The sequence below is a fragment of the Shewanella maritima genome (genome assembly GCF_043643735.1).
GTDB classification, from domain to species: domain Bacteria; phylum Pseudomonadota; class Gammaproteobacteria; order Enterobacterales; family Shewanellaceae; genus Shewanella; species Shewanella maritima_A.
This window is the reverse complement of record NZ_JBHZSM010000004.1, coordinates 92781-109843: the sequence shown is the minus strand read 5'-3', so window position 1 is coordinate 109843 and position 17063 is coordinate 92781. Positions and strand designations below refer to the sequence as shown.

13 protein-coding genes are annotated in these 17063 nt (G+C 39.8%); 8 read left to right on the top strand and 5 right to left on the bottom strand.

What is annotated here, in order from left to right; translation table 11 throughout:
• Positions 1–59 precede the first annotated feature (59 nt).
• The 5 genes from pssA (at position 60) to ACHUGF_RS06375 (ending at position 5021) form a co-directional block, all read left to right on the top strand.
• Positions 60–1391, top strand: a complete 1332-nt coding sequence (gene pssA, locus ACHUGF_RS06395; protein WP_394129959.1) for a CDP-diacylglycerol--serine O-phosphatidyltransferase — start codon at positions 60–62, stop codon at positions 1389–1391.
• Positions 1391–2221, top strand: a complete 831-nt coding sequence (locus tag ACHUGF_RS06390; RefSeq protein WP_394129958.1) for a tRNA-uridine aminocarboxypropyltransferase — start codon at positions 1391–1393, stop codon at positions 2219–2221. Before pssA ends, ACHUGF_RS06390 begins: the two co-directional genes overlap by 1 nt.
• A 55-nt stretch (positions 2222–2276) precedes the next feature.
• Positions 2277–2594, top strand: coding sequence for a hypothetical protein (locus ACHUGF_RS06385; RefSeq protein WP_394129957.1), 318 nt, complete (start codon positions 2277–2279; stop codon positions 2592–2594).
• 111 nt (positions 2595–2705) lie between these two features.
• Positions 2706–4736, top strand: coding sequence for a RecQ family ATP-dependent DNA helicase (locus tag ACHUGF_RS06380; RefSeq protein ID WP_394129956.1), 2031 nt, complete (start codon positions 2706–2708; stop codon positions 4734–4736).
• Between the two features lie 9 nt (positions 4737–4745).
• A complete protein-coding gene (locus tag ACHUGF_RS06375) occupies positions 4746–5021 on the top strand; it encodes a hypothetical protein (RefSeq protein WP_394129955.1) in 276 nt (91 codons plus the stop codon).
• Positions 5022–5157: 136 nt separating this feature from the next.
• On the opposite strand, the gene eco is transcribed toward ACHUGF_RS06375, so the two are convergent.
• Positions 5158–5745, bottom strand: coding sequence for a serine protease inhibitor ecotin (gene eco / locus ACHUGF_RS06370; RefSeq protein WP_394129954.1), 588 nt, complete (start codon positions 5743–5745; stop codon positions 5158–5160).
• 353 nt (positions 5746–6098) lie between these two features.
• Between eco and ACHUGF_RS06365 the strand changes: the two genes are divergently transcribed.
• Entirely contained in the window at positions 6099–7121 is a 1023-nt protein-coding gene (locus ACHUGF_RS06365) for a GGDEF domain-containing protein (protein WP_394129953.1), read from the top strand.
• A 138-nt stretch (positions 7122–7259) separates the two neighbouring features.
• Here ACHUGF_RS06365 and ACHUGF_RS06360 read toward each other — a convergent pair whose 3' ends face one another.
• Both ACHUGF_RS06360 and ACHUGF_RS06355 read right to left on the bottom strand, forming a co-directional pair.
• A complete protein-coding gene (locus tag ACHUGF_RS06360; RefSeq protein ID WP_394129952.1) occupies positions 7260–9959 on the bottom strand; it encodes a bifunctional acetate--CoA ligase family protein/GNAT family N-acetyltransferase in 2700 nt (899 codons plus the stop codon).
• A gap of 30 nt (positions 9960–9989) precedes the next feature.
• Complete coding sequence (locus tag ACHUGF_RS06355) at positions 9990–10793, bottom strand: LysR family transcriptional regulator (protein ID WP_394129951.1); 804 nt, start codon at positions 10791–10793, stop codon at positions 9990–9992.
• Positions 10794–10986: 193 nt separating this feature from the next.
• Here ACHUGF_RS06355 and ACHUGF_RS06350 point away from each other — a divergent pair, with 193 nt between their 5' ends.
• Both ACHUGF_RS06350 and ACHUGF_RS06345 read left to right on the top strand, forming a co-directional pair.
• The gene (locus ACHUGF_RS06350) at positions 10987–11469 is read left to right on the top strand and encodes a magnesium transporter (protein ID WP_394129950.1); all 483 of its coding nucleotides are present in this window, start codon (positions 10987–10989) and stop codon (positions 11467–11469) included.
• Positions 11466–12539, top strand: coding sequence for an HlyD family secretion protein (locus ACHUGF_RS06345; RefSeq protein ID WP_394129949.1), 1074 nt, complete (start codon positions 11466–11468; stop codon positions 12537–12539). Before ACHUGF_RS06350 ends, ACHUGF_RS06345 begins: the two co-directional genes overlap by 4 nt.
• Positions 12540–12608: 69 nt before the next feature.
• Here ACHUGF_RS06345 and ACHUGF_RS06340 read toward each other — a convergent pair whose 3' ends face one another.
• Both ACHUGF_RS06340 and ACHUGF_RS06335 read right to left on the bottom strand, forming a co-directional pair.
• Positions 12609–15815, bottom strand: a complete 3207-nt coding sequence (locus ACHUGF_RS06340; protein ID WP_394129948.1) for an efflux RND transporter permease subunit — start codon at positions 15813–15815, stop codon at positions 12609–12611.
• Between the two features lie 2 nt (positions 15816–15817).
• On the bottom strand, positions 15818–17011 hold the full coding sequence (locus tag ACHUGF_RS06335; protein ID WP_394129947.1) for an efflux RND transporter periplasmic adaptor subunit: 1194 nt from the start codon (positions 17009–17011) through the stop codon (positions 15818–15820).
• Positions 17012–17063: the final 52 nt, after the last annotated feature.

Sequence of the window (17063 nt, the reverse complement as noted above, 5' to 3'; positions counted from 1 at the left end):
TTAGTTGTATTGCATTTACAGAGATATGCCTCACTCCAAAATGGATTGAAGCCTCTGTTATGTTTAAGGAGGATTCCTTGCTGGACAAGCTTGGTGGCATTGCAGTTAATTCCGGCGCGATAAGCTGGCTATTAACCCCTAAAAATTTTAAAGCAACGTTGCTTGAAAAAATTAACTCGGCGACTTCGTCAATTTATATCTCAGCATTGTATGTTGAAGATGACGAAGCGGGTAGAGAAATCTTGCACGCTTTAATCGCGGCAAAACAAAAGAACCCACAACTTGATATTAATGTGCTCGTTGATTTTCATCGTGCAAGACGTGGACTTATTGGCCATAAAGGCGACAGTGGTAATTACATTCTTTATCGAAAATTAAATGCCGCTGTTGAACACCCGATTAATATTGTTGGGATCCCCGTCAAATCCCGTGAATTTATGGGGGTTTTACACCTTAAAGGATTTGTGGTTGATGATTGCGTAATTTTTAGTGGTGCAAGCTTAAACAACATTTATTTACACGAGCAAGATAAATATCGTTTTGACCGTTACCATGTGATTGAGTCGCCAGAATTAGCGCACTCAATGATCCAAATGATCAAAGATTACATACTTAATGACAAAGCATGCAGCTCGCTGACTCAACAAGCAAATAGTGAAGTATTGCCTGAAAAACAAGATATCCGCACTTTCAAAAATCGTTTAAGTAAAGCGAGATATCAGTTCAATGGCACACGCATCGGAAATCGCATCACCCCGATTGTTGGCTTAGGGCGCAAGAAGAACAAATTAAATGATGTTGTTATTAGCTTAGTTAACGAATCTAAGGATCATTTGTTCATCTGTACGCCTTATTTTAACCCGCCAAGAGCCCTTAACCGTGCATTGTCTAAGTATTTACGTGATGGCAAGAAAATAGATATTGTTGTGGGTGACAAAACGGCTAATGATTTTTACATTCCACCAGAAAAACCTTTTTCAACCATTGGTGCATTACCTTATTTGTATGAGCAAACTTTAAGAAAGTTTGCTAAGCGTCAGCAATGGGCCATTGAAAATGGTCAACTGAGCATTCATTTATGGAAACACGATATTAATAGTTTCCATTTAAAAGGGATCAGTGCAGATAACAATAAACATTTGATAACTGGCTCTAATTTAAACCCAAGAGCATGGGCGTTAGATTTAGAAAATGGCTTGCTTGTCCATGATGAATCAGGTTGTTGGGCGTCATCATTTGAAGAAGAACAAGCACATATCTTGTCGCATACAGAGCGTTTATTTCATTATAGCCAGATAGACACATTACAGAGTTATCCAGCACCTGTGAAAAAGGTGATGAATCGTATTCGCCGAATCAAGGCTGATTTTCTTTTGCGTCGAATTTTATAATGCGTCGTCAACCAGAGCTAACTCAACTACAAGAGTGTGAGTACTTAGAAGGCCAATCACCTGTGCATGCTGTGCACAGGTTATATGCCTATAGGAAAAGCCTTTCTACCAAAGCTTTTGCTGCTAGAGGCAAAAAATTGATCCGCTGTCCGCTATGTTTATTAGGTGTTCAGTTTTGTACATGTGAGCACCGTAAACAGCTGCAGACTGATATTAGTTTTATGCTAATTATGTATGATGATGAAGTACTTAAGCCAACTAATAGTGGAAGGTTAATTGCCGATCTTATACCGGATACCTCAGCTTATCTTTGGTCAAGAACTGAACCTAATCAACAAATGCTTGAGCAACTCGCTGACCCTCAATATCAGCCTTTCTTGATATTTCCAGAACAATATAAACAACCTGACCAGCAGGTTGTGAGTCAAATTGCAAAATCGGGCTTAATACAGGACAGAAAGCCTTTATTTGTAGTGCTTGATGGCAGTTGGCGTCAAGCGATTAAGATGTTTCGTAAAAGTGATTATCTTCATCAGTTACCTGTGCTATCCATATCACCCGATGCATTAGCAACATACGCATTGAGACAAGGTAGCCATGATTTTCAATTGGGTACGGCAGAAGTTGCAGCCTTATGTTTAGCTGCCATTGAAGAGCCTGAAAATGGCATTGCACTGCAGCGATGGTTTGAACTCTTTATTGAGTCATCACTGCTTGGACGTAACCGTCGATTGAAATCAAGTATTAAACCTATTGATCATTATATTGAAAACTTTAATACTGCTTATCAAGCAGCATTATCGATGTCTAAACCAACGGTTGAGCGATAGTATTTTCTTCGCCTTGGTTTAATGCATCATTTATACAATTAAGGATGATCCGCTGATGGAAAAGCGCTTAACAATTATTTATCGTCTTGAACCAGGTTGTTTAGGCCCTGATGGTGTGGATCATATTTTACCTTTTTGTCAGCTTATCAATACCGCACTGCGTAAAAAAGAGCACCCCTACGTGTGTTGGCAGGTTGTTGCTCGTCACGACAAATCACTACCGGAAACACAGTACTTCGTTGCTGGCAAACTATTATCACAGCCACAAGCACAGGTTTATCTTGCTAAAGCTGAACAATCGCTTGGTGATACCGTAGAGCAATTTGAAGAAATGTTGACTCAATTTATTAATCACTACATTGCACGCAAGTAATCATTGCACAAAATTAATATCATCAGCAAAACGCCACCAGCATAACCACGATAACGACTAGCTATTAAAACAATAAGCATTTAGATAATAAGCCAATCAAGGTAATTAACCATGGCAGAACCGTATCACGAACCGATAAATCAGCCTTTTCAAGCTAAATTAAAGCAATGGTTTGGTTTTGATTCTTTTAACACTGGGCAACAACAAGTTATTGAGCATGTGACTTCAGGTCACAGTGCCATGGCTATATTCCCAACAGGCTCTGGTAAATCACTGTGTTATCAATTTAGCGCTTTGTCTTTGCCTAATGTCACCTTAGTGGTGTCGCCATTATTGGCGCTTATTCAAGACCAATTAGATTTTCTTCACAGTAAAGGCATTGCCGCAGCCAGTATTACCTCAAGCCAAACACCGCAACAAATAGCCCAAGTGATGCAAGGTGTTAAACATAATGAAATAAAAATTTTGATGGTATCGGTGGAGCGTTTCAAAAATGAACGTTTTAGGCAGTTTTTAAATGATATTGATATTTCACTGTTAGTGGTTGATGAAGCTCACTGTATATCTGAATGGGGGCATAACTTCCGACCAGATTATCTGAAGATCCCACAATACCGACAGGACTTTGACATACCTCAAGTCCTATTGTTAACCGCTACTGCAACTTTGCCAGTAAAACGTGACATGGCTACTCGGTTTGATATTGATGTTAGCTGTATTGTACAAACCGGATTTGAGCGCAAAAATTTAAGCATTCACATATTGCCAGTGGATCAGAAAAATAAACAATCAGCATTAATCGAACAGGTTGGTTTATTAAGTAATAGTGAAATAGACACTAATAATACCAATGCGCCAGATACTACGACTGGATATCAACAAGCAATAAATAATCCTTGTGGGATTGTGTACGTGACACTACAACAAACCAGTGAGCAACTTGCGCAGTTACTGACTCGTCAAGGCTTTAATGTAAAGGCATATCATGCCGGGCTTGGCAGTGAACAACGCCAACAAATACAACAAGACTTTATGAATGGCAGTGTCGATATTGTTGTTGCGACAATTGCATTTGGTATGGGAATAGATAAAGCCAATATCCGCTTTGTACTGCACTATGACTTACCCAAATCTATTGAAAACTTCAGTCAAGAAATCGGTAGAGCAGGGCGGGACGGTGTAGCAGCTACCTGCGTGACGCTCGCCAACCTTGATAATATCAATACCGTAGAAAATTTCGTGTACGGTGATACACCACAGCGTAGTGATATAGCATCGCTTTTAAACTTGATTGTTGAACAACATGAAAGTGGCCGTTGGGAGATGCAAGAAACATCAGTCAGCACCCATACTAATATTCGTTTATTACCCTTAAAAACTTTATTAGTGCAACTGGAGTTGGCAGGTGCTGTACAACCGACCTATGTGTATTTTGCTGACTTTAAATACAAGTTTATTGAAGATAAACAAGCTATATTGATGCGCTTTAACAAAGATAGACAAACTTTTTTAAACCAAGTGTTTACACATACCCAATTTAAAAAAATTTGGGGACAGTTAAACTTTGATTCACTGCATCAAGCTTATGGTCATCAACGTCAACGAGTTGTCGCAGCGCTTGACTATTTAGCACAGCAAGACTTGATTGAATTAGAAACTAAAAAGATGACACAGGTTTTCCAAGTTGATATCAATACACTGCAAACATCGGCATTACTAGACAATATGGTGGCTTATTTTGAACAAAATGAATGTAAAGAAATAAAGCGCATTCAAAAGCTGGTTGACTTATTTCAAACTCAAACATGCATCAGTTACGGGCTGGCATGTTATTTTGATGATAAAGATGCAACTCAGCAATGTGGTCAATGTAGCGTTTGCCTAGGGGAACCTGCAATACTGACTTCAACACCATTAGCTGTAATTGATTCTGAACAACTACAACCCTTATTGACTGAGTTTAAGCTGTTCTGTGTTGATAAAGGCTTACCTAAACCTAGTGAGATTATGCAGACAAAATTTTTAAGCGGCATGGCCATGCCGATATTTAGTCGAAGTAAAATAAAACAATTACAAGGGTTTGGCTATTATCAACATTACAAATTTACTGATATACAACAAGCAATCATGCAAGTTAGTTAATGGTGCTTTATGAAACAACAACCAGAAGAATTACTTAAGAAACATCAACAATTAACCCACACCGAAGGTTTAACCGTTGAGTCGCATACTCAGCGTGAGCAAGGTGATTGGTTTATACATACATTAATGATGCAAGGCCATTCAGTGCCTTTTAAATACAAACGTCCAAAGAAATATAAAAGTCTGATAGGGCAGAAAGTCAGTGTGGTGTATTATCCCGCAAGTGAGTCTGTCGCTGGCTTTGAAGTAGAAATCATGCAGGTAGTGCGGATCAGGCGTTATTGATTATAAGCTGTGTAATGAGGAGTAATATCAGTTTGCCAACCATTAAATGGTGTTGCTTCGTTATCATATTTAAACGCAGTACTGTGACTTAGTGGTACTGCGTTTGCTATTTTTGAAACTATTAACACTTAATTGATTATTTAGTAGTACTGAATGCCTCAGGGGCTTGCCAAACACGGAACTGCAATTCAACATCTTCAGGTAAGTAAATTACCTTTGGTAAACGACTGTTGTAACGTATTTGGGTCGGCTCTCCAATTGGTATGAAACGCTCAGTACTTGGCTCATTACACATCATCATGGTTGTTGGACCTTGCATGTAACGGGTCATTTCAAAATATTGATAACCCCAACCCTGTAAACTTTCTGCTTTTAGTTTACCACTCATCATTCTTACATTGCAGTCAGCATTCATCGTGATACCGGGCTGAAGCTCAATCATAAAGTTTGTTTCATTAGCTTGCTCAGGCATAACAATAATGTGTTGGCGCATATTGTTAGCTGGAGCAGGAAACATTTTGACACTTTCAATTGGCTGGTGGTTATTTGGCTGATAAACGTGGGTAATAAGTGATGTATTAACTGTCATGTTTTTAGTTTGAGTGTTGTTGTCAGCATCTGTCATTGCACAACCTGTCATCGCTCCCGTAATTGCAATGGTCGCGATAATAGCGGAAAGAGTCTTAGACATTTTAGCGAAAGGCTTTGTTGAAAATTGAGTCATAAATATTACCTTATAAACGTTAACAAGCTGAACGGGTTAGTGTTTTAGTGTAGACCAACAAGATTAGTTGAACCTTGAAATCTACGATTGTTATAAGGTTAAACGTAGCGTTTCACGAAAAGGGTTTATTTTTTTAAATATATTTTGAGTAGTTTGAAAACCCAGTTTAAACATCTGAATATTGGTAGCTTATGAACATTCGTTAATTTGATTTATATCTTGAATTAATCTTGTGAACATGTGGTTATTGACTCACATCAAAGCTAATATTGTATTTGTTATTTCATGCGTAATATGACATAACTAAGTTTATATACGGCACAAAAATGCCAATGAATTCTGGTGAAAGCTAAATGAGCCCACAAAACAATTTAGAGCAAACTGCTCAGATTTTACGCCTTGCAGTCCCGCAAATGTCTTCTTTGCAAATTCCAGTGACGCCAGAGAATTACGCTGTTTGGTATGAATACTTCGCTGAAACCAATCTGAATCTAAAACGCGCAATTGATGGTCTTATTGCAAATAATGTTGTGTTTACACCAGAGGTTAACCAAGGGCTATATAACCGTTTTATTGAAGAGCGCTCACCAGAAGTCATAGAAAATGTACAAATTGAGACGCAAATCCTGATTAATAGTTTGTTCAGTAAAATTGAGCAACTATCAGAAGGAACAGAGGTTTTCTCTGATACATTGGTTAATTTTGGTGATGAATTACAGCAAAACCCTTCACCTGACTCACTAAATCAAATGATCATTGGCTTAGCTGCAGATGTGGAGAAAGTGATTGCTAATAACCAAGAAATGAAACAAAGCATTCATTCTCTTGGTCAAGAACTGACGACGCTTAAAAGTGAAATGGATAACTTAAGTAAGGTTGCCATGACTGACGAGCTAACGTCGTTAAATAATCGCCGCTCCTATGAGATGTTTGCCCAAGAACAAGTGGTTCTTTTTAATGAGAAGCATGTGACTTGTTGCTTGCTGGTAATTGATATTGATCATTTTAAACAGTTCAATGATACCTATGGCCATTTAGTGGGTGATAAGGTATTGGCCTATGTAGCGCTAGCATTAAAGCAGGCTGTAAAAGGGGAGGACTTTGTTGCCCGTTATGGCGGCGAAGAGTTTGTGATTATTTTGCCTGATACACGTTTAGAAGATGCAGTTAATCTAGCCGAGAAAATCCGCCTTAGAATTGCTCAGAAACAATTGACTATTGGTAAAGAAAACAAACAACAATTGGGTAATATTACCGTTTCAATCGGTGTGACAAGTATTCAAACTGGCGATGATGAAGATACGCTATTAGCAAGAGCCGATGAACAGTTATATAACGCAAAAGGTTCGGGTAGAAACTGCGTAAAATATCAATAAATTGAGTTTTTGAGAATATTGCTCGCTGATTACACATTAGTTCCAGTACGCCGAGATAACCTGTCACTTTACTCTTGCTACCTTGTTAAGGTTGAATAAAGTGACAGTTTAGTGACACTCCCTTATATATTTCCTTAGTTAGTCTGCCTTTTTTAATGGCATTTCCATTTTAATCAATTGCTCTTCCATATCAAATGACACAGTGAATCCCAGAGATTTAGCTAAGTTTGCCATACTGCGGTTTTCAAACATGGTAAAGCCTGTTAATACCTCGGTGTCATTATTTTTATAATAACGAATAAGTTTTTCCAGCAGCACACGACCTAAACCGACGCCTTGATAGTTACTGCGAACAGCCATTGCAAATTCGGCTTCTGTGTTATCTGGGTCGATAGACGCTCTAACAGCTCCTAAGGTCACTTCCTGGCCATCTTCAGACTCCATAGTGGCAATGAATGCCATTTCGCGAGAGTAATCAATCTGAGTTAGTACAGCCATTTCTTCATGGGTCATTTTCGCTCTAACACCAAAATAGCGTTTATATCTGTCTTCATCAGACAATGAATTATCGAAGTCAATGTGCTTAGGTTCATCTTCAGGCAGAATAGGCCTAAGCATCACTTGTAAACCATTTTTCAGTGTTACTTGTTGCTCCAGTTCTTTAGGATAAGGTTGAATAGCAAGTCGGTTATTATCGGTAATACCAGCAGGGTTTAAGCGCATATTGACATCTAACAGCGTGATGGTTTTGCCGGCGGCTAATACGGGATTAATATCAATTTCGGCAATTTCAGGACAGTCAATGATCAGGTGTGAAATTTGCGTCAGCATGACACATAACGCATGCATATCTAGCCCAAGTGGTAATTGTCTGTCTCGCAATTTATGGCTTTTTAATGCTTGAATAACCATATAACGTGCCAAAGCCATATTTAACGGAGGTAAAGCAACTGCTGCATCTCGTGTGGGATCCCAATCTGATCCGCCTTCACCTAAGCAAATCGCTAAACCAAATACGGGATCATTAATCACGGAGACTCGTAACTCTTGTGCGCCAGCTGTCAGTGCCATTTTCTGTACAATTAACCCATCCACAGCGGCATTGGGATTATTGGTTTGCACACGGTCAATGATAGACTCCGCTGCTGTTCTCACTTCATCTGCTGAGTTTAAGTTTAATACTACACCATGAACATCAGACTTGTACATCAGATCGGCTGATTGTACTTTCAGGGCAACAGGAAAACCAATTTCAGTGGCTATGCAAGCTGCTTGTTCTGGATCATCAGTAAATTTAGTTTGAATGGTAGTTAAACCATAGCAGGCTAAAATGGGCGCGGCACTGTGGGTTTCTACCACTAATTTGTTTTGCTGTTGAGCCTGTTGCAATAGTTTTGCTGCTGTCTCACTATCAGTTGGAATATTTTCTGGTATTGATTGCGGGATCTCTTGCAGTAATTTTTGATTACGGCGATATTCCACCATATGCATGAAAGCTCTTACTGCACCTTCTGGTGTTCGATAAGTTGGGACACTAGCATGATTAAACTGTTTTCTCGCGGCATAAGCTGAGTCTTCACCGCTCCAGTTGGTCAGAATATTTAACTTGTTACGTTTAGGGTGGTGTTTAATGACATCGATGAGTTTGTCTGCTATCTCGTCACTTTCACCCAGAATAGAAGGAGAATGAAGTATTAAAATGGCATCGGTTTGATCATCATTCATCAAAATATCAAGCGCTTTCTTATATCGCTGGCTGTCGGCATCACCAATGAGGTCCACAGGGTTTTGTTTAGACCAAGTTGAAGGTAAAACTTCATTAAGCTGTTGTATGGTTGAGTCACTTAATTTTGCTAACTTTCCACCTTTTAAAATTAATTCATCAGCAGCAAGCACCGCAGGGCCGCCACCATTACTAATAATGGTTAATCGCTCGCCCTTAAGTGGGGTAGAGTGGGCTAAGCTTTCGACAGCTGCAAACATATCAATTAAATCATGAACTCGTAGCATCCCCGCTCGACGAAAAGCAGCTTCATATACAGCATCATTGCCGCCTATACCGCCAGTATGTAGCATCGCAGCTTGAACACCTTCGTGGCTTCTTCCGGACTTAATCACAAAAATTGGCTTATTATGGGCTGCAGCTCGGGCAGCAGATAAAAAGTGGCGTCTTTCATTAATTGAATCGATATACAACATGATCGCAGAAGTTTGGCTGTCTCTGCCGAGATAATCGAGTAGTTCATCAAAATCGATATCACTTGCGTCACCCAACGAGATAAATGACGAAAACCCTATGCCTTTGTTATTGGCCCAATCTAACACTGTGGTACAAATTGCAGCAGACTGTGAAACAAATGCAATTTTCCCACGTGCAGCACTTGTGTGTGCAAGACTCGCATTAAGACCAATAGGCGGTAATATCATGCCAAGACTATTTGGTCCTAAGATACGCATACCTGATTGTTTACTGCGTTGATTGACTAAAGACAATAAAGAGTCGCCTTGCTCATCAAATTCATCAGCCATGCCTGATGCCATAATGATTGCGACTTTACAGCCAAAGTTTGCTAAATCATCAATAATGGCAGGTATCTTTGAAGCTCTGGTACATATTACGGCTAAATCTGGGACGATGGGGAGCGCTGCGATATTGGGATAGGCCAATACCCCTAGTACAGCCTCGTATTTGGGCGTTACCGGCATGATAGGGCCTGAAAAACCACTACTTAACAGGTTTCGCATTAAGCCTTTACCAGCGCGCTTAGGGGAGTTAGATGCACCTATAACCGCTACTGATTTTGGTTTAAATAGATGATGAATACTGCGCTGACTCATGGCTATTCCTTATCAATCTACTGCCAATACTTACTCGTTATTTGATACCTGATCAAACACTGTTTTACACAAACTATTTAACCAAACTTGTTTGGCATCATGACGCTTTGAAGCATCGCAAATGGTGCCAATATTTAAATTAGTATCAATGCAATTGTTGTCAGGTTTTAATTGTACTCTGAATGTATAATTGTCTTTAATGAGCTCGTTCAACAAGGCATAGTTATCAATAATGATTGTTGGGTCCTCAAGATCGAGACCATAATTTTTATATAGATGAATATGTTCATTAAAGTCATCAACAATTAGCTTAAAAAATTCACCTTCCGGATTGCCTGTCTGTTTAACGTATAAATGACCCACTTTGCTTTGGTAAAATTGTTGTGGCCGGTCTTTTATAATATGAATGCCTACATCAACACTGCCATCTATTAGCATGTTACGGCTTTCTCTACCCCAACGACGAATATCAATAATGGCGCTGGTTTCAGCACGTATTGCATTAATCAGCTGCTTACCTAATGTAACCAGTAAAGGCTCTGCGATATGTATCGATATTTTTTGTAGCCTATCTGGGTCAAAAATTTCAGGTTCCAGTGCAATCGATAATTGCTCAATGGTGTTTTGAATTTTAGGCGCTATACGGTTTGCATAGCTTGTTGGATGTAATCCAGAACTGGTTCTGACAAACAAGGGATCATCTAAATCTTCCCGTAAATTTGCTAATACTTTTGACACATAGGACTGAGAACGTCCTAATTTCAACGCCGCTTTTTGGGTAGAACTGGTTTGGTATAGAACTACAAACACCTGAAGTGCATTTAAGTCGATCATTATACTCCATCGCTTTTGAGGTAATGATGATTACAAGATGTAAAACAACGCATTGATATAAAGATAACACAGCCTAGCGCCAATACAATCCGTGCGCATTGATGCTTGTCAAAGATTGGAATAAGCGTTATTCCAAAAAAAAATCTTAGTTTCATTAGGATATACGTAATTACCTAACGGAGACTGTAATTTGATGAAACAAGAATCAACAGAAATGGTGACCACCAACTCACCACCAAAATGGCGACTAATCGTCAATAAACTGATCAAAATTAGTGTCAATATGTCGCTAGTGATTGGAGCCATCTATTTATTTGGCATGATGAGTACCATCCACGGTAAAGAGTTACCTGAAGAATACTTTATAAACGGTTACCCAAGCATTATAGGCCTAGTAGATTCAGAAATTTTCATGGGTGTCATTTTTGTTATTACACTATCGATTTTCGTATATGCACTCTATTTATTTTGGCAATTACACGAAGTCGCGGTACATAAATCTCAACAAATGAGTAGTGCACATACGCAGATAGTGTTTGCTCTGTCTCTATGTGGTTTGTTCATTGATAAAACTTGGTGGGTATTAGCCATTATCATTGCCTTCGCTCGTTGGGATGTAATAGGCAATGCGATTTCTTCAATCATTAACAATGGCGTTAGAGGTAACAAGCAATGAAAGAGATAATGCTTCCTTATGTATTGATTTGTTGGTTATTGATTAAACTTGGTGTTATTCAGTGGAATCTAAAAAACGCTGTGCGCATGGTAGGTTTAGGTTTCTTCATCGCATTTTTGTTATTTACCAGCCACCGCTTTTGGTCACCAGCTGACTTAACAGACAGTACAACTGTAAAAGCACCACACGCTGTATTAAGTCCATTATTTGGCCAAGAAATTGATCAAATTTACGTGACACACAACCAGAAGGTGAAGCAGGGGGATTTGATCTATACCTTGGTGTCTGTTGACAGTACTGAACAGATCAATGGTCTTAAAGCGCAACAAAAGGCCTTAGTTGCTCAGCAAGCGGCTGAGTCAGAAAAAATGCGTGCGTTACAGGTCAGTATTGAAAATGATCGCCGCAATCTAGAGAGGCTAGAAACATTAGATGACTTCGCCAGTCAACAAGAACGTGATGATTTAAGTGCGCAAATCGAAGCTAATGTTGCACAAATCTCGGCTTATGAAGCCATGATTAAATCTCAGACTGCACAGATCACCAGTATGCAGGCTGAAATAGATACTGCTAAATGGCAGGATAGTCGACGTGAGATCCGTGCGCAATATGATGGTCAATTAGCCATCACCAATGTGACTGAAGGCTCACGTTTAGGTAGCATGCACTTATACGACACAAATCGTAAATTTGTTGAAATGCGTATAGCTGATCAGTCCTATCGCTACATTAAACCAGGGCAATTTGCTGAGTTTTATGTGAATGCTTATCCTGGCGAGATTTTCAGAGGCCGCGTACACAGTTTAACGTCTGGTACAGGTGAATCTATGGTATCGCCATTAGCAACACCACAAAGTGTTCGTCAACATGTGGGTAATAACCAATCAAACCATGGCCGTACAGTTGTTATCGAGTTTGAAGAGCCTGAAGGATACGATATCCCGATTGGCGCGACAGGTTCAGCTTGGATTTCAGCAGAAAAGCCACATAAAGGTTTAGGCTTTATGGATATCATTGGTGCAGCAACAATCAGATTGAAAGCATTGAAAGCTTATTTCTATGCAATTTAGTCAATGTCTCCGGTAATTAAAAAGGTCACGCATTTGCGTGACCTTTTGCTTTTTAAAATTTTTGTTATATTACCGTATTGCAGCTTGTTCTGGGCTAGCAGATTGTGAGCCATCAGTTTGCGATTTTTGCGGTATATATATCGCAACCAACTTGCCCATTAAGGTTTTCATGTCTTCTATTGCCATGTACAAACATGGGATAAGACATAAAGTCACCACTGTCGCAAATAACACACCGAAAGCCAATGAAACTGCCATTGGAATAACCATCTGTGCCTGCATACTGGTTTCCGTCATAATCGGCACTAGACCAATAAATGTCGTCAGTGAGGTTAATAAAATAGCCCTAAAACGTCGACAACCAGCATCTAGCACTGCTTGACGCATTTCTATTCCACGCTCTCTAGATTTATTGATGTAATCAACCATCACCAATGAGTCGTTAATCACAACACCTGAAGCAGCAATAATACCAAACACAGACAAGGCACTAAGGTCGATGCCAAGGATAATGTGCCCTAACATAGAACCAATTACACCAAATGGGATCACTGACATAATCATGAATGGTTGTACATAAGAACGAAGAGGGATAGCCAATAAGCTATAAATCACCAACATTGAAATGACAAAGTCACGTAACTGAGTATCAGCACTCTCCAATTGCTCCTGAATGCTACCTGATACTTCACTCTTAACAGTCGGGAACTTAGCTAACAACTCAGGGATAAAGTTATCACGGATATCTTTCGCTAACTTAAATGGCTCCGCTTGTTCGGCATCAACGGATGCCCAAACATTGATAGTACGGTTACCGTTTTCACGGCGAATACTATTCACACCTGGCACAACGGCAATCTCAGCAACTTCAGATAGTGGCAATTCTGCACCTTGCGATGTTTTAATCAGTACTTCCTGTACTAATGCAATAGAGTTACGTTGCTCTTCAGGGTAGCGAAGCATCACTTTAACTTCTTCACCATTTCTGATGATCCGCTGTGCTTCTAGGCCATAAAAGCTATTACCTACTTGGCCAGCAATATTGGCTAAGGTTAAGCCTAAAGAATGTGCTAGCGGTTTGAGCTGAAACTGTACTTCTTTGGCACTAGACTGACGACTATCATTGACATCACTCACACCCTTAAGACTGTTCAATTTCGTTTTTAACGCCAATGCTGCAGCAACTAACTGCGTTTCATTTTTTCCTTCCAAACGGAAGCTAATATCGCCATCGTCACGGCCACCACCGAATAAACTATCTTGAATTTTGAAAGATTTCACTCCAGGAATTTGTGGCATTGCTTGACGCCATAATTCGGCTACTTCAAAGGTATTTAACGGGCGAATTTCTGGATCAACCAACTTTGCCATTACTTCAGCGCGTGTACGACCACGAAGGTCAACTTGCATTTGCGCTATCATGCCTTGACCATATTGCTCAACCAAATCTTTATCAACTTGGTATAACGCGGCTTCAATTGCCAGAGCTGCGTCTAATGTTGCTTTTTCAGACGCATCGACATTCATCTCAACAGTGACACGAGGAAAATCATGTGGGATCTTTGGCTGGCCAATAAAACGAACTAATCCGCCGACATACAGCGCAGCACAAATAAGAATGAAGCTCACAAATAACATGATGATGGAGTAACGGTATTTTACTGCAACAGTGAGGCTAGGGCGGTACACATTGGCAATAAACCATTTAAGACCAGCATCAATACGACTCTGAATGAAATTAACGACGTTACGTAACCAATCAAGCGGATTTTTAGAACCCGGCTGAACCACTTTAGGTTTATTCATGTGAGCCAAATGAGACGGCAAAATCAATTTTGATTCGACCAATGAAAATAACAGACATAAGATCACTACAAAACCAATCGCTTGACCAAATGCTGAGGATGGACCGTCATCTAAAGTAATAGGTAAAAATGCTGCGATGGTAGTCAGAACCCCAAAGGTTGCTGGCATGGCTACACGTTTTACACCACGAATGACACTGTCTATGTTCTGGCCATTTTCTTGACATTCAGTATGGGCACTTTCACCCATCACAATTGCATCATCAACCACGATACCCAGAACCAAAATAAAGGCGAACAAGCTAATAACGTTAACCGTTACATCTATAAATGCCATTGGCATGAATAAAAGCGTACCTAAGAAACAGACTGGTAACCCCATCATTACCCAGAAAGCTAAACGAACCCTTAAAAATAGGGCTAGCATAAGAAACACTAAAACGGCACCAGACTTCATACTGTCTAGCATTAATTCCAAACGGCCATCGAGGTAGTAGGTCATGTCTACCCAAGGTTCTAATTTGACACCTTCTGGTAGAGATTGCTGCTTATTTTCAACATAGCGGCGCATGACTTCGGCAACATCGGTAATACTTTGATTGCGCGATGCACCAATAAAAAAGGTGACTGAATTCATTCCATTGAATTTGGAATATTGAATACCTTCTTCAAAGCCGTCATTCACTTGTGCAACATCACCTAAAAGTAAAGTGGTACCGTCATCAAGTGTGAGTAAGGGTAAATCTTCAAATTCATAACCAACATATGCTTGGTTCTGCACACGTAAATTAATGTAACCGTTTTCAGCCTTAATTTGACCTGCAGACATGTTTCTTGAATAGCCACGAACTGCATTCGCCACGTCGTTAAATGTTAAGCCAAATTCGCGTAACCTATCTTTACTAACCTCAACACTGATTTCATAGCCTAAGCCACTGTAATATTCAGAGATATTAACACTAGGCAGTTGCATGATTTCATTATGGATGGTTTCACCCAAATCTTTCAGTTGGCGCTCGGTTAAATCCCCATACAAACTCAAATACATCACTTCCTGACGTATCTTAATGCGCTCGACTTTAGGGCTTTCCATACCAGCAGGAAAGCTGGATATAGAATCAATTTCTGATTTAACTTCATCTAATACCACTTGAGGATCGTAAGAATCCTCAATTTGGAAATAGCCATTAGCACGGTTACGGTTAGAGTAGGTGATCACACGTTTCAAACCTTGAACACTTTCTAAGGCTTGTTCAATTTTAATGGTGATCCCTTCTTCTACTTCTTGCGGTGCAGTTCCAGGATACTGCGCGCTGAATTCAATCCAGTTAATTTCTACTGCTGGAAAGAACTGTTTCCTGATGGTATTAGCCGTTAATAAGCCTCCTAACAGAATGATAATCATTAGTAAGTTGGCTGCCACACTGTTGCGAGCAAACCAAGCAATCAGACCCTTATGTGTATCTTCCATGATTACTCCTTAGTGCCCATGGCTAGGTCAGTTTTTACAGGCACTTGCTCTGCATCTTGTTGCAATATTTTATCTTCAGGTAATGCGACGGCCATGCCTTCAATTGGGTAATCCAATGCTGATGTAATAACTTGCATGCCATTTTCTAAACCAGACATGACCACAACGTTTGAACCTTCTTGACGAATAATATTGACTGGTTTGTAACGCAGCTTCTTGTCGTTATCCATAATCGCCACTTGACCATTAACTACTAAATAGCGAGGAATAATGGCAACTTCACCGGCATGAGCACCTTCAATTTCGGCAGTCACATACGTGCCATAACGTAATTCACGCTTATCAGAACTTAATCCGTATGGGTCTTTAATTTGAGCAACTAAATAAGTCATGCGGCTTTTGCTATCCACCACACCCTCACTACGAACAATCTTACCTTGCCATTCATGCTTATTGCCTGCAAAGTTACCAATCAAGCTAACCTCAGCATTGACGCCTTTGCTTTCAAGATATTGAATTTCTTTATCAGCAAGCGGTAATCGAACTTCAGCGACTTCAGTCCCCAGCATTAAACCAATTGAGTTGCCACGGCTAACATAGGCGCCTAAACCTATATCACGAGTGGCAATCAGTGAATCATAAGGGGCTTTTATTAATGTACGTTCTAAGTCTCGTTCAGCTCGGTGTAAACTTGCTTCAGCACTTTTCAATTTGGCAATAGCTTGTGCTAATTGTGGTTTACGTAAACTTAAGTCAGTTGGTTTGCCTTCTGTAATACGCGACCATTCTTTTTCAGCGACAACTGCATTTGCTTCTTCTTGTACTAATGTTGCTTTGGCTGTGGCGATTTGAGCCTGTGCATCTAATAAATTTGACTCATAGTCACTCGGGTCAATCTTGGCAAGGACTTCTCCTTTTTTAACAAACCCACCTTTGACGAATTTATCAGACACATAAACGATTTCACCGTTAACTTGTGAGATAAGTTGAGTTTCATACTTCGCATTGACAACGCCATAGGAACTGACTGAAAAAGTCATTGGCTGGAATTCAACATTTTGCACCGACACCAGTGGTGTATTGTCAACTGGTGGTTTTTCTTCTGGTGGTTTTTTAAGTGATGCAATGCCAATAAAAGCTGCCACGCCCATACTGATCACGACAAAAGGTAATATGATTTGTTTTTTGGTAGCCACGCGACTCATCCTCATTCTAGTAGCTTAGTCATGACACTGGTATACGGCATAA